Genomic DNA, 13051 nt, shown 5'->3' on the forward strand with positions numbered 1-13051 from the left:
AAAAATTAGAAATATATGTTCTATTGAATGATAAAAATCCAATATAGGGGTATCTCTTATGAAAGCTAATAAAAAAGTAATTGTTCAAGTTATCTGCGAAACCATGTTGATACTCAAAGCATTCAAGTTTGAACTCATGCCAAATGGCGAGCAAATCCGTAAAATGAAACAATTTTGCGGTTGCAGCCGTTTTGTGTTCAATCGGGCTTTGGCGTATCAAAACAAGCAGTACGAAGCCGACAAATCATTCAAGTTCAGCTACGCAAAAATCGCAAACTTGCTGCCTGAATGGAAACAAGAGTTAGACTGGCTCAAAGACTGTCACAGCCAAGTTTTGCAACAAAGTTTAAAAGACTTAGAACGTGGTTTCAAAAACTTTTTCGCCAAACGTGCCGATTTTCCTCAATTCAAAAAGAAAGGCGCAAAGGACAGTTTCCGTTTCCCACAAGGTTGTAAGCTGGACAGCAAAATAACCGCATTTGGCTGCCGAAAATCGGTTGGGTACGCTATCGCAACAGCCGCAATGTTTCAGGCTGCCTGAAAAACGTAACGGTTAGCCAAAAATGTGGTAAATGGTACGTTTCTATTCAAACTGAATGTGAAACTGAAATCCCTATGCCCAAAGGCGGAGAAATTGGCATTGATATGGGTGTTGCTCGTTTTGCAACTTTGTCGGACGGTCAATTTTTTAAACCAATCGATGCATTCAAAATGCTAAAAGGTAAGTTAGCCAAACTGCAAAAGCAGTTTAAACACAAAACCAAGTTTTCAAAAAATTGGCAGAAACTGAAAGCGAAAATCAGCAAATTGCACCACAAAATCGCCAATATACGCAAAAACTACCTGCACCAAATCAGCAGCGCAATCAGCCAAAACCACGCGATTGTGTTTGTGGAAGATTTGCAAGTGGCGAATATGTCGAAATCTGCCAAAGGAACCGCAGAGCAACACGGCAAAAACGTGAAGCAGAAATCAGGCTTAAATCGGTCGATTTTAGACCAGTCTTGGTCTGAGTTTCGGCGACAGTTGGATTACAAATTGTTGTGGAATGGCGGACATCTGATTGCCGTTCCACCACAAAACACCAGCCGTTGTTGCCCTGCTTGCGGACATACTGCGAAAGACAACCGCCAAACACAGGCAAACTTTGAGTGTGTGGAATGCGGCTATCAAAACAATGCCGATGTAGTCGGTGCAATCAATGTATTGAAACGCGGTCAGGAAATACTGGCAGCGCAGTAAACAGTTAAATCAGGGCAGGACTTGCCCGTAGCGCGTGTGAAGTGAACAATGCAGTAGGTTGTCAGCAGCACGAACCCACCGAAGTGAGTGAGCAGAACATCGCTAACCACAGTAGGAATCCCCTGCATTCATGCTGGGGAGGATGTCAACGACACGGAAAACCCAGTGACCATCAGGGCTGCCAATTCTTGATTTTGGCATTGGTGCAATAATTGTGTACGGGCTACGGATTACAACATCATTATCTGCCGTCAACCATGCACTGATTTCTTTGTTTGAAGTTCTCATAGGGCGACTGCCTTTGGGAGCGACTCCATGAAGTACGGTGTTTAAACTGGCATCAAGTGATTTTTCCATGTACCCTTTACTTTCGATTTTGCTGGCCTTTGACAGATTATTCATTCTGACAGTCAACAAACAATCTGTATTACGCTGGTTTGTTGCATAAGAAAATACGATTGGTACGGGATTGTCTGCTAATTTAACAGTAAAGTTGCCTTGCGAATAATCATTTACAGCTTTGATAAATAAAAGGTTTGCCTTTGGGTCTTCTTCATCAAAGATGGCCGACACATCTGATTTTTTATATGATTTCCCAATAATAAAAACCATCTGAATAGGTGGCTTTATCCATTCAGACGGCCTTTGTTAATTTTTATATCAAGATTTGGTTTTGCTTCGACCTTTGCGTTTGCCGGAATGCTCACCGCTGTTTTTCACTTTGACTTTCACGCCTTTCTTTTTAGATGATTTTTTGCTTTTTGCTGCTTTAGGTTTGGCAGCTTGCTTGTGTTCATCCGTTTTATGGCGTGAAGGTTTTTGCTTGGCGGCGGCCATTTGCTCGTCAATTTCTTTAACCGACAGTTTCTTACTGTGTGTTTTGGCTTTTTCGGCTACGGCGGGCTGTCTGCTTTCATTTTTGGCTGCAGCGCGTGAATTTGAGCGACGGCTTTTTGTGCCGTTTTCATTGCCTTTTACCAATACCAAATCAATCTTGCTGGTGTCCAAATCGGCACGGGCAACTTTAACCATTAATTCATCGCCCATGCTGAAGCGCACGCCGCTGCGTTCACCTCCAATAGCCATGATCTCCGGACGGAAATTGAAATAATCTTCACCCAAGTCGCTGATGTGCACTAAGCCGTCGATGTGGATGTTGTCTAAGGTAACAAAAATGCCGAAGCTGGTCATGCCGGAAATTTTGCCTTTGAATACTTCACCCACTTTATCGCGCATGTAATAAGTTTTCAGCCAGTTTTCAACGTCTTTGCTGGCATCATCGGCACGACGCTCGCAGAATGAAGTATGCACACCCAATGCCTGCCATGTTTTTTGCGGCGTGTATTTTTCGCCTTGCAACACGGCTTTAATGGCGCGATGCACGGTCAAATCCGGATAGCGGCGGATAGGCGAAGTGAAGTGGGCGTATGATTCGTAAGCCAAGCCAAAGTGACCATCGTTATGCGGCTCATAAACTGCCTGCTGCATCGAGCGCAACATCATCACTTGCAGCAACTCTTCATCCGGTCGGCCTTTGAATTGCTGTGCCAAGGCGGCATAATCTTTCGGAGTTGGTTTATCGCCGCCGCCCAAGGTCAAGCCTAGCAAACCCAATTGCTCGCGCAAGGTCGCCAATTTTTCAGGTGTCGGGCCTAAGTGGTTGCGGAATAGGGCGGTATGTTTGTTTTTCAGCAGAAAATCTGCTGCGCACACGTTCGCCGCCAGCATACATTCTTCAATCAGTTTATGCGCATCATTACGATGCACCGGCACGATTTTGTCGATTTTTCCGTTGTCGTCGAAAATCATCTGCGTTTCCACGCTCTCAAATTCGACTGCGCCGCGATCTTGGCGTTTTTTCTGCAGCACTTGGAAAAGTTTATATAAGGTATCGATTTGCGGCTTCAGCGGATTATCAGAACCTTCCTGAATCCATTGCCATACTTGGTTGTACGTCAAGCGGGCGTGAGAACGCATTACCGCCGGATAGAATTTATATTCTTTCACATTACCGGCATAAGTGATGGACATATCGCAAACCATACACAAACGCTCGACATCGGGATTCAGTGAGCAAATGCCGTTGGAAAGATTCTCAGGCAGCATCGGAATCACGCGGCGCGGAAAGTACACGCTGGTGCTGCGCTCGATGGCATCGTTGTCAATCGCATCGCCCGGGCGCACATAATGGCTGACATCGGCAATCGCCACCACTAAGCGGAAATTGCGGCCAATGTGCTCGGCGTACACTGCATCGTCAAAGTCACGCGCGGTTTCGCCATCAATGGTTACTAAAGGCAAATCGCGTAAATCTACGCGGCCTTTCAAATCGCTTTTACGCACATGATCAGGAATTTTTGTAGCCGCTTTTTGACAGGCTTCGCTAAATTGGTGCGGCAAATGATGTTTGCGCACAGCAATTTCGATCTCCATGCCACTGTCGGCATATTCGCCCAACACTTCGATGATTTTGGCTACAGCAGGGCGGTGCAATTCAGGGTAACTCTCGATTTCGGCCACAATCACTTGGCCGGATTCAGGCTTAAATTGCGCCACGCTTTCAGGTTCTAATACGATGCTTTGGGTTAAGCGTTTGTCTTCTGCTTCCAAAATTGCAATGCCGCGATCAATATAGAAACGACCGACCACTTGGACCTGTGCGCGCTCAACAATATCCAGCACCATGCCTTCACGACGGCCGCGACGGTCGATGCCGGCAGGACGCACGGTGACAATATCGCCATGCATCACGCCGCGCATTTGGCGTTCGTATAAAACAAAATCGCCTTCGCCGGTTTTTTCTAATGGTACAGCAAAACCGAAGCCGTCTTTATGTGCTTCAACACGGCATTTAACCAAGGCCAGTTTATCCGCTGCACACACTGCGCCACGACGGTTAATCAATACCTGACCATCACGCGCCATGGCTTTCAGACGGCGTTCAAAAAATTCGTATTCTTCGTCTTTAATCGAGAGCTCGCGTGCCAAGGCATCGATTTTGGTCGGCACGCCTTTTTGTTCTAATAATTCAATTACCCACTCTCGGCTGGGCAACGGCTCAGCGTAACGTTGCTTTTCTCGCTCTAAGTAAGGATCTTTTTCTCGTAGATTTAATGATTTAATTTTTTTATTCATTTTTACAGTTGACATTCTTCGTTGTAAATATATAATAGCCACTTCGTTTCAGCAGCACCTTCGGTACTGTAACGTAAAACGGTAAATAAAGCAAAGCCCAGGTGGCGGAATTGGTAGACGCGCTAGCTTCAGGTGCTAGTGTCCTTACGGGCGTGGAAGTTCGAGTCTTCTCCTGGGCACCAAGATTAGTCTCTTTGCTTTAAACAATTGAATGCCCAGGTGGCGGAATTGGTAGACGCGCTAGCTTCAGGTGCTAGTATCCTCACGGGTGTGGAAGTTCGAGTCTTCTCCTGGGCACCAAAACTTCCGGTTTGAAACCGGATTTTTTATTGTTTGTGTGATGTGAATCGGCAAATAATTTTTCTTATAGAGGGGTGGATGAGTGGTTTAAGTCGCACGCCTGGAAAGTGTGTATACGTTAATAGCGTATCGAGGGTTCGAATCCCTTCCCCTCTGCCAAATTTTAAGAAATAACCCTATGATTGTACATAGGGTTATTTCTTTATATAAGAAATATTTTTTGGGTTGTGCCGAGTATAATTACTGTATTATATTGACATTAAAAGTATGTGGTGGCGTTCAGATGTTTGAGATTTGTGTCAATCTATCTGCACTGATTGAAAATATATCCAATCTTGATAATATGTCTGTATTACATTATTAACTTGCCTGGTTTAAGTGCCCCCTTAAATTTGGCTCTTGTAAAAGCTTCAACCTTTTATATCCTCATATCGATTGTAAAGATTTAACCAGCATGAAAGATTCCACTCAAAATCACGAAGAAAACCAAGTGCCTGCCGAGCATTTGCGTTCTATCCGCAGCTTTGTGTTGCGCCAAGGCCATATGACTGCCGCACAACAGCGTGCCATCGATACCATGTGGCCGCAATTCGGTGTTGACTATCAAGATGCCATTATTGATTTAAACCAACATTTCGGCCGCGACAATCCTAAAGTTTTGGAAATCGGCTTTGGCATGGGTACGGCTACGGTCGAGATTGCCAAGCGTTTGCCGGAAACGGATTTTCTGGCGATTGATGTACACGGCCCCGGCGTCGGTAATATTTTGAAACTGATTGAAGAAGAACAAGTTGGCAACATCCGCGTGATGCGCCATGATGCCGTGGAAGTGGTCGAAAATATGCTGGCTGATGGCGCATTATCAGGTATTCACATCTTTTTCCCTGATCCATGGCACAAAAAACGCCACCATAAACGCCGTTTGGTGCAAACACATTTTGTTGAAAAACTATTACCGAAATTAGCCATCGGCGGCTACATCCACATGGCAACCGACTGGGAAGAATATGCTGTGCAAATGCTGGAAGTATTAAGCGGTTTCGACAGCCTGCAAAACACGGCTGAAGATTACGCACCGACACCGGATTACCGCCCGGAAACCAAATTTGAAGCTCGCGGCAAACGCTTAGGGCATGGTGTTTGGGATTTGGTGTTCAAGCGCATTAAATAAAATATAAAAAGGCAAAAAGGCCGTCTGAAACAAATATTTCAGACGGCCTTTTTATCGTATATAAAGAAGTGTTGAAGTAAGACATCGGGCAAGGCTCGAAATCACTTGCACACGCTCTCGGTCACCCTTTCAGGTAGGCTGCGGTATCGAGATTATCACCGCTTTTCCGATGTCTTGAGATGATTATAGCATGATTGAAGTCCAAATCGACAACCTGTTTGTGGTGCAAAACCAGCTCGAACGTTTGGGCAGTGGCGTGGAAAACCGCTATCTGCTTATGCGCCGCTTATCGGAAACAAAGCACATTAAATCAACGCAATTCGCGCGAATCTTTCCAGCCATCGCTGGTTTTAACCAATGTGGCTGTCTGAACACGCACTTCATCCAATGGCAATTTGGCATTGCCGCCGGCTTTCAATAAATTACCAATCCATTTTTCCGGCACAAACTTCGCCTCGTAAGAGACGCGCGAAACAGTCATGCCGTTGGATGGGCTCGGCTCGGTGTACCAATTGATTTTATTGACTTCTTGATGGCCGATGCAGAAATGCGGCATTTTTCCTTTGGCGCGGGTTTGTTTTTCGCCTTTTTCAGTCAACTTATAAACCAATACTTTAACAGTTTCATCGCTATTGGCAGCAACTGGCATGTTCTCTTTAGATTTTTCGTAGAAATCTTCTTTTTCCAGAATACTCAATTGCTTCAACGCGGTTTTGTTGATGTCGTTGCCTTTACGGTCTTTTTCCGCCAACTTGATTTCAGGCGTACCAATCGGCACTTGCGTGAAGCTGTCGTTGCCGCGCGGATTTTGTACATTCAAAACCAAAGGCAGGCAAATACCTTGATTTTTGGCATATTGATTAATGGTTTTTTCAAATAAAGAATTGCTCGGTTTTTCGTCTGAACAGCCGGCCATAAGCACAGCAGCGGCAATTAAAGAAAGCGTGACGGTTTTTTTCATCGGGTCGCTCCGTAATGATGTCGTGTGTCGGAATATCGGCCAAAGCCGTTGCTGTTTATTCTACCGTATTTTGTGGCAAACTGTACAAGCTCTCGGTAGAATGTCAGAGCAAAAATAAATGAAAGGCTGAACATGATTAAATTATATGGTATTCCCAATTGCGACACAGTTAAAAAAGCCCGCGTATGGCTGGCAGATAACGGCGTAGAAGCCGAGTTTGTCGATTTCAAAAAATCACCGCCGACACCTGAATTGATCACGGCATGGTTATCACAAATTCCCTTAGAAAACTTGTTGAACAAACGCGGCACAACATGGCGCAAATTAGATGAGCAAACGCAGGCGCAAGCTGTTGAGCAGCAGGGTGCTGTCCGTATTATGGTTGAAAATCCAGGCGTGATTAAACGCCCGGTATTGGATAAAGACGGTCAATTTTATGTTGGCTTTTCGGCCGAGTATTATCAGCAGATTTTTGGCTAATCAAGTTTCAGGCGGCCTTTGATTTGAGTCAAACGATATGCCCAATTTCTCTATTGAATAAAACCGTTTATTTAAAGCACATGATGGATAAAATTAAATCATGATTTAATTTTTATTCTCATTAAATCAATTGGATAAGTATGGCTTTATCATTAAATCCGCATAATAGACAAATGGCCGTCTGAAACGATTGGCAATATTGTAATGAAAAGCTGTCGGCAGCCACTAGGCATGAACTATGAGTTGCAGTATGATGTTTGGCGATGTAAAAGAATTTTAAAAAATTTTCCTGTTAAGTCAGGCTGTTTGATATTTTACCTTAATCGGAGCAGGCATTATGTTGACTCAAACCCAGCAGGTCGATTTGACCCTTCAGCACTTAAAAGAGCGTGTATTGACGATTTATACGCCCGAGCAGCGCGCAAGTATTGAGCGTTCGGAAGATTGGCAAAAATTCAGCGAGCGTTTGCAAACGCATTTTCCGAGCTTAATGTATGAGTTGGATAATGTTTATGGTAGTAATGAAGCCGTTTTGCCGATGTTGGAGCAATTGTTTGCCCAATCATGGCAAAGCTATTCGCAACGTGCCAAATCGCTGAAGCAAACCGATGCCGCTCGTGAAGCCGATCCTGATTGGATTTTGTCGAATAAACAAGTCGGCGGCGTGTGCTATGTGGATTTGTTTGCCGGTGATTTGCAGGGTTTGAAAGCAAAAATTCCTTATTTCAAAGAATTGGGGCTGACTTATCTGCACCTGATGCCGCTGTTTAAATGCCCTGAAGGCAAGAGCGACGGCGGCTATGCTGTGAGCAGCTACCGCGATGTTAATCCTGCTTTGGGCACAATTGATGATTTGCACGACGTGATTGCGGCTTTGCATGAAGCCGGTATTTCGGCAGTGGTGGATTTTATTTTCAACCATACGTCAAACGAACATCATTGGGCAGTAGAATGCGCAGCCGGTAATCCGTTGTATGACAATTTCTACTATATTTTCCCCGACCGCTGGATGCCCGACCAATACGACCGCACCTTGCGCGAAATCTTCCCTGACCAGCATCCGGGCGGTTTCTCGCAATTGGAAGACGGCCGCTGGGTATGGACGACTTTCAATTCTTTCCAATGGGATTTGAACTACAGCAATCCGTGGGTATTCAACGCCATGGCCGGTGAGATGATGTTCTTGGCCAATTTGGGCGTGGACATTCTGCGCATGGACGCGGTGGCCTTTATTTGGAAACAGATGGGCACCACCTGCGAAAGCCTGCCGCAAGCGCATGCCCTGATTCGCGCGTTTAATGCCGTGATGCGCATCGCCGCACCCGGTGTATTCTTCAAATCCGAAGCCATTGTTCACCCTGATGAAGTGGTGCAATACATCGGCCAAAACGAATGCCAAATCGGCTACAACCCATTGCAGATGGCCTTGCTGTGGAACACCTTGGCCACACGTGAAGTGAATCTGCTGCATCATGCGCTGACCTACCGCCACAACCTGCCGGAGCATACAGCGTGGGTGAACTATGTACGCAGTCATGACGACATTGGTTGGACATTTGCCGACGAAGATGCCGGCCAATTCGGCATTCACGGCTACGACCACCGCCAGTTTCTCAACCGCTTTTTCGTCAATCATTACGACGGTAGCTTTGCCCGCGGCGAACCGTTCCAATACAACCCGACCACCGGCGATTGCCGCGTGAGCGGTACGGCGGCGGCTTTAGTGGGTTTGGCGCAAAACGACCCGTTTGCCGTTGACCGTTTGAAACTGCTCTACAGCATCGTGATGAGCACCGGCGGCTTGCCGTTGATTTATCTGGGCGATGAAGTCGGTACTTTAAACGATACCGACTGGTCACACGATGAAAACAAACGCGATGACAGCCGCTGGGCGCACCGTCCGCGTTACAACGAAGAATTGTACAACCAGCGCCACGATGAATCGACCACTGCCGGCCAAATCTACCAAGGTTTGCGCCACATGATTGAGATTCGCCAAAACAATCCGCGTTTTGATGGTGGCCGCTTGGTAACGTTTTACACCCACAATAAACATGTAATCGGCTACATCCGCAACAATGCGCTTTTGGCCTTTGCCAACTTCAGCGAATTCCCACAAACGATTACTGCACACGCTTTACAGGCGATGCCGTTCACAGCAACAGACTTGATCAGCGGTGAAACTGTAAAACTGAATCAAGATGTGGAATTGCGTCCGTATCAAGTGATGTGGTTGGAAATCGCATAATGTTTCGCATTTGATTAAAGCGATTTAGAGGCCGTCTGAAAACTTGTTTTTCAGACGGCCTTTTTTGGTTTCAAAATGATAATTTTTAAGGGATATGCTTTTATTAAAGGGAAAACGAAGCTCTTTTTAGGAGATAAGACCCCTAAAAAAAATAATATCAACTTTACGTTTTTTATATAAATTACTCAAAATACTGTTGAATAGGACATAAATGTGAATTACTTCAGTGAAATTATGTTTCAAAAAATGTAGCCGACATAAATCAGTAATCTATGGCATGTAGTAGTAAATTTAAATAATTTAACCTTTACAAGGTGATAGATATAAAATTGATTTAAGCGAGTTTATCATCAATCTTAACCTTTTATCACATGTAGTTTTATATAACATTATGAATTTAAATAATTTATGACTAAATAATGTTAACAATTTATTGAAAGCTCTGTAATAAAATAAATTCTTGACCTGAAATTAAGTTCAAGTAAAATCAGAATCTGAGTTTCAGTAAGTTACATACATATAAGACGAAATTCATTAAATTATGTTAAACCGGCTTCACAGATAATGCAATTTTTTAAGGAGTTTGCAATGAGTCAACAATATACATGGTTACACATCGGCCTTGGATCATTTCATCGTGCGCATCAAGCATGGTATATCAATGAATTGATTAAATCTGGTGACGACAGTTGGTCGATTGCGGCAGGTAATATCCGCAACGACAGCGAACACACTGTGGAAGCAATGTTGGCTCAAAACGGCGAATATGTCTTGGAAACCGTCAGCCCGCATGATGAGCGTGAATATGAAGTGATTAAATCCATCAAGCAGCCGATTCGTTGGGCAGCCGATTTGGCGCCGCTGATTGCCGTGGGCGCGGCGGAAAACACCAAAGTGATTGCCTTTACCGTTACCGAAGCGGGCTATTATCTCGACAGCAAATTCAAGCTGGTACAAAATGATGTGGCTTTACAGGCGGATTTGCAGGGCGGTCATGAAACCATTTATGGCGTGATTGCCAAAATTCTGCGTGAGCGTATGAAACTTTCAGACGGCCGCGTGACTTTATTGTGCTGCGACAACGTGCGCCATAATGGCGAGCGCTTCCATGACGGTTTGGTGGAGTTTCTGCAATTGACCAAGCAAAACGACTTGATCGATTGGCTGGCGCAAAACGCTACTACGCCGAATACCATGGTTGACCGCATTGTGCCGCGTCCTGCCGAAGATTTGTCTGCGCGTATCAAAGAAAAAACCGGCATCGACGACAAGGCGCCGGTTATGGGCGAAACCTTTATTCAATGGGTCATCGAAGACAACTTCAAAGACAATATCCGTCCTGCTTTGGAAAAAGTCGGCGTAGAGTTGGTTGAATCGGTGATTCCTTACGAAGAAGCCAAAATACGCGTGTTGAACGTGCCGCATGCTGCGATTGCATGGGCGGGTACTTTACAGGGCGAATTGTTTATCCACGACAGCACCTTAAACGATAAAGTACGCCAAGTGGCCTACGATTATGTCACCGAAGATGTGATTGCCAGCTTGGGTAACGATTTGATTGATTTGGGCAAATACCGCGATGTGGTGCTGGAGCGTTTCACCAATCCACACATCAAAGACACCAACCAACGCGTAGCGGCCGACGGCTTCTCAAAAATTCCGGCGCAAATTCAGCCGACCTTGATTGAGCGCTACAAACAAGGCGCGCGTCCGGCGGCAACCGCATTGATCCCGGCGATTTTCTTCGTGTTTATGGAGCAATGGCACCAAGGTAAGCTGCCTTATGCCTATCAAGACGGTATTTTGGATGAAGCCGCGGTGCATGCGATGTTTGAATCTGATGATCCGATTCATGTTTTCGCTACCGACAAAGCCTTGTTCGGCGAATTGTCTGCCAATGCCGATTTTGAAGCCTTGCTGCGTGAACAAGTCGCCAAAGCACGCGAATTTGTGAAATAAACCGAATAGGCCGTCTGAAAAGAAAAAGCTTTGAAAGATGCCTTTCAGACGGCCTTTTATTGCTTGAAGGAAATCATTATGTATCTCGGTTTAGATTACGGCACATCCGAAATCAAAGCTTTATTGCTGGATGAACACGCCAATATCGTGTGCACACACGGCTTGCCGCTTTCCATTCAACGCCCGCATCCACAATGGTCGGAGCAGTCGGCGGCAGAATGGTGGCAGGTCACCAACGACTTGATGGCGAAAATGCGTGAAAAAGTCGGTGAGGCTTGGTATTCGGTCAAGGCCATCGGTTTATCCGGCCAGATGCACGGCGCGGTGTTGCTGGGCAAAGACAATCAAGTATTGCGTCCGGTGATTTTGTGGAACGACACCCGCAGCGCAGAAGAGTGCGCCGAATTGGAAGCTGCTGTGCCGGATTTGCACGACATCACCGGCAACTTGGCCATGCCCGGTTTTACCGCGCCTAAATTATTGTGGGTGAAAAAACACGAGCCGGACATTTTTGTTCAGACGGCCTCGGTATTGCTGCCGAAAGACTACATCCGCTTTTTGATGACCGGTAAAAAAGTATCCGAAATGTCGGATGCGGCCGGTATGTTGTGGCTGGATGTGGCCAAGCGCGATTGATCGGATGAAGTATTGGCCGCCACGGGTTTGACCCGCGAACACATGCCAGCCTTGATTGAAGGTAGTGAAAACAGTGGTACGCTCTTGCCGGAAGTGGCTGAAAAGTGGGGCTTGAGTGCTGATGTTGTTGTGGCCGGTGGTGGTGGTGACAATGCCGCTAGCGCGGTTGGTGTCGGTGCGGTGAATCCAGGTGATGTGTTTATTTCGTTGGGTACTTCCGGCGTGGTGTTTGTGGTGAATGAAGCCTATCGCCCAGCGCCTAAAGATGCAGTGCATTGCTTCTGCCATGCTTTGCCTAATCGTTGGCATCAAATGAGTGTGATGTTGAGTGCGGCAGCCTGCTTGAGCTGGTATTGCAAACTGATTGGCGTGAGCGAGGCTGATTTGCTGGTTGAAATCGCCAGTTTGAGCGCGGAACAAAAAGCCAATGCGCCAATTTTCCTGCCGTATCTTTCAGGCGAACGTACACCGCACAACGACCCGTTTGCCAGCGGTATTTTCCATGGTATCCGCCACAGCAGCGACCGCGCAGTAATGGGCTATGCCGTGATTGAAGGTGTGGGCTTTGGCATTGCCGACGGTGTGCGTGTGTTACAGGAAAGTGGCACGCACATTGCACAATGTTCGTTATTGGGTGGCGGTGCACGCAGCTCGTTCTGGGCAAAACTGCTGGCCGATACGCTGCAACTGCCGATTGTGACGCATAAAGGTGGCGAAACCGGCGGCGCATTGGGTGCGGCACGTTTGGCGGCTTTAGCTGTCGGTGCCGATGAAAAAGAGGTTTGTACCAAGCCTGAAATTGCACAAGTGTTTGAACCAGAAGCCGCTAATGCGGATTATTTGGCCGAGCGGTATGCGCGTTTCCGTGCTTTGTACCAACAAGACAAAGCTTTTAGATAAGCTCAGGCCGTCTGAAAGT

At 46.1% G+C, this 13051-nt stretch carries 10 protein-coding genes, 3 tRNA genes and 2 pseudogenes; 12 read left to right on the forward strand and 3 right to left on the reverse strand.

Translation table 11 applies throughout. The annotated features are described in order from the left end of the window. Nucleotides 1-58: 58 nt before the first annotated feature. Entirely contained in the window at nucleotides 59-541 is a 483-nt protein-coding gene (locus ACM67B_RS05030; RefSeq protein WP_416190415.1) for an RNA-guided endonuclease InsQ/TnpB family protein, read from the forward strand. Next, nucleotides 493-1242 carry an RNA-guided endonuclease InsQ/TnpB family protein gene (locus ACM67B_RS05035; protein ID WP_416190520.1) on the forward strand — a complete coding sequence of 250 codons (750 nt, stop codon included), beginning with the start codon at nucleotides 493-495 and terminating at the stop codon, nucleotides 1240-1242. The genes ACM67B_RS05030 and ACM67B_RS05035 overlap by 49 nt, the downstream gene beginning before the upstream one ends. Nucleotides 1243-1344: 102 nt before the next feature. On the opposite strand, the gene ACM67B_RS05040 is transcribed toward ACM67B_RS05035, so the two are convergent. Together ACM67B_RS05040 and rnr are read right to left on the reverse strand one after the other, a co-directional pair. Next, nucleotides 1345-1854: a DotH/IcmK family type IV secretion protein gene (locus ACM67B_RS05040; RefSeq protein WP_416190416.1), complete on the reverse strand. Its 510-nt coding sequence runs from the start codon at nucleotides 1852-1854 to the stop codon at nucleotides 1345-1347. A gap of 48 nt (nucleotides 1855-1902) precedes the next feature. Then, nucleotides 1903-4392 carry a ribonuclease R gene (gene rnr, locus ACM67B_RS05045; protein WP_416190417.1) on the reverse strand — a complete coding sequence of 830 codons (2490 nt, stop codon included), beginning with the start codon at nucleotides 4390-4392 and terminating at the stop codon, nucleotides 1903-1905. Between the two features lie 80 nt (nucleotides 4393-4472). On the opposite strand from rnr, the gene ACM67B_RS05050 reads away from it, so the two are divergent. The 5 genes and pseudogenes from ACM67B_RS05050 to ACM67B_RS05070 all read left to right on the forward strand — a co-directional run. Then, nucleotides 4473-4559 (forward strand) — tRNA-Leu (locus ACM67B_RS05050). Nucleotides 4560-4590: 31 nt separating this feature from the next. Next, nucleotides 4591-4677, forward strand: a tRNA-Leu gene (locus tag ACM67B_RS05055). Between the two features lie 68 nt (nucleotides 4678-4745). Continuing rightward, nucleotides 4746-4836 (forward strand) — tRNA-Ser (locus tag ACM67B_RS05060). Between the two features lie 295 nt (nucleotides 4837-5131). Next, nucleotides 5132-5848, forward strand: a complete 717-nt coding sequence (trmB, locus tag ACM67B_RS05065; RefSeq protein ID WP_416190418.1) for a tRNA (guanosine(46)-N7)-methyltransferase TrmB — start codon at nucleotides 5132-5134, stop codon at nucleotides 5846-5848. Between the two features lie 190 nt (nucleotides 5849-6038). After that, a pseudogene (locus tag ACM67B_RS05070) lies at nucleotides 6039-6152 on the forward strand (phage virion morphogenesis protein); the annotation flags it as partial. Between the two features lie 6 nt (nucleotides 6153-6158). Here ACM67B_RS05070 and ACM67B_RS05075 read toward each other — a convergent pair. After that, a complete protein-coding gene (locus ACM67B_RS05075) occupies nucleotides 6159-6809 on the reverse strand; it encodes a hypothetical protein (protein ID WP_416190419.1) in 651 nt (216 codons plus the stop codon). 132 nt (nucleotides 6810-6941) lie between these two features. Here ACM67B_RS05075 and ACM67B_RS05080 point away from each other — a divergent pair, with 132 nt between their 5' ends. The 5 genes and pseudogenes from ACM67B_RS05080 (at nucleotide 6942) to ACM67B_RS05100 (ending at nucleotide 13032) form a co-directional block, all read left to right on the forward strand. Next, nucleotides 6942-7289 carry an arsenate reductase gene (locus ACM67B_RS05080; protein WP_416190420.1) on the forward strand — a complete coding sequence of 116 codons (348 nt, stop codon included), beginning with the start codon at nucleotides 6942-6944 and terminating at the stop codon, nucleotides 7287-7289. A gap of 337 nt (nucleotides 7290-7626) precedes the next feature. Further along, on the forward strand, nucleotides 7627-9537 hold the full coding sequence (locus ACM67B_RS05085; protein ID WP_416190421.1) for an alpha-amylase family protein: 1911 nt from the start codon (nucleotides 7627-7629) through the stop codon (nucleotides 9535-9537). A gap of 588 nt (nucleotides 9538-10125) precedes the next feature. Next, entirely contained in the window at nucleotides 10126-11496 is a 1371-nt protein-coding gene (gene dalD / locus ACM67B_RS05090; RefSeq protein WP_416190422.1) for a D-arabinitol 4-dehydrogenase, read from the forward strand. Nucleotides 11497-11574: 78 nt separating this feature from the next. Then, nucleotides 11575-12243 (forward strand): annotated as a pseudogene (locus ACM67B_RS05095) (FGGY family carbohydrate kinase); the annotation flags it as partial. 123 nt (nucleotides 12244-12366) lie between these two features. Beyond that, nucleotides 12367-13032, forward strand: a complete 666-nt coding sequence (locus ACM67B_RS05100; protein ID WP_416190521.1) for an FGGY-family carbohydrate kinase — start codon at nucleotides 12367-12369, stop codon at nucleotides 13030-13032. The last annotated feature ends 19 nt before the right edge of the window (nucleotides 13033-13051 follow it).

The sequence above is a fragment of the Neisseria sp. CCUG17229 genome (genome assembly GCF_047839235.1).
In the GTDB taxonomy this organism is placed as follows: Bacteria; Pseudomonadota; Gammaproteobacteria; order Burkholderiales; family Neisseriaceae; genus Neisseria; species Neisseria brasiliensis.

Bases quoted from the DNA above. Each gene is read 5' to 3' on its own strand.
- rnr (WP_416190417.1), bottom strand. From the start codon at position 4,392: ATGTCAACTGTAAAAATGAATAAAAAAATTAAATCATTAAATCTACGA.
- ACM67B_RS05080 (WP_416190420.1), top strand. From the start codon at position 6,942: ATGATTAAATTATATGGTATTCCCAATTGCGACACAGTTAAAAAAGCC.
- ACM67B_RS05085 (WP_416190421.1), top strand. From the start codon at position 7,627: ATGTTGACTCAAACCCAGCAGGTCGATTTGACCCTTCAGCACTTAAAA.
- ACM67B_RS05075 (WP_416190419.1), bottom strand. From the start codon at position 6,809: ATGAAAAAAACCGTCACGCTTTCTTTAATTGCCGCTGCTGTGCTTATG.
- trmB (WP_416190418.1), top strand. From the start codon at position 5,132: ATGAAAGATTCCACTCAAAATCACGAAGAAAACCAAGTGCCTGCCGAG.
- dalD (WP_416190422.1), top strand. From the start codon at position 10,126: ATGAGTCAACAATATACATGGTTACACATCGGCCTTGGATCATTTCAT.
- ACM67B_RS05040 (WP_416190416.1), bottom strand. From the start codon at position 1,854: ATGGTTTTTATTATTGGGAAATCATATAAAAAATCAGATGTGTCGGCC.
- ACM67B_RS05030 (WP_416190415.1), top strand. From the start codon at position 59: ATGAAAGCTAATAAAAAAGTAATTGTTCAAGTTATCTGCGAAACCATG.